We start from the raw sequence: 615 nt of genomic DNA on the forward strand, positions 1-615 counted from the left end.
GGCGTTATCGGCCCCGATGATCGCGTCAACCCGGCCAGCGGTTGGATCATCTTTGCGAGCATCCCGTGGATCCTTGGCTGGACGTACGGGCTGGCCATGGCCGCGAACTTGCGTGCCCAGCGGACCATCGAGGACATGGCGCAGCACGACCCGCTAACCGGTCTGCCGAACCGACGTCTTTTAGCCGACGCCATGGAGCGGATGGCGGAGCGCTCTTCTCCAGGTAGCGGTGCTCCGGGGCAAGGCTTCGGGGTGGTCGCCCTCGACGTCAATGGCTTCAAGGAGATCAATGACCATTACGGGCATGCGTTCGGCGATGCGGCCTTGGTCAAGCTCGCCGAGCTGTTGCTCAGAGGGCTGCGTCCGGAGGATAAGGTCATAAGACTCGGCGGCGACGAGTTTGTGCTCCTGTTGCACGGGGTGACCGACCGGGCGGACCTGGAGCAACTCTGCGGGCGAGTGCTGAAGGTGCTCGAGATGCCCGTATCCGTCAAAGGGCACGTGGTGCGCTTTTCGGTCAGTCTGGGGACCTCCCTTTGCCCGGATGACAGCACCGATGCCGAGCGGTTGCTCGCGCTGGCCGATCAGCGGATGTACGCGAACAAAACCGGCAAA

The 615-nt window shown here is 63.6% G+C and carries 1 protein-coding gene; it reads left to right on the forward strand.

Annotated features, from left to right (window positions below):
• A partial coding sequence (locus LRF89_RS13310; protein WP_238637383.1) for a GGDEF domain-containing protein occupies positions 1–615 on the forward strand: 615 nt, incomplete at both ends.

Source organism: Halorhodospira sp. 9621, from assembly GCF_022228055.1.
In the GTDB taxonomy this organism is placed as follows: domain Bacteria; phylum Pseudomonadota; class Gammaproteobacteria; order Nitrococcales; family Halorhodospiraceae; genus Halorhodospira; species Halorhodospira halophila_A.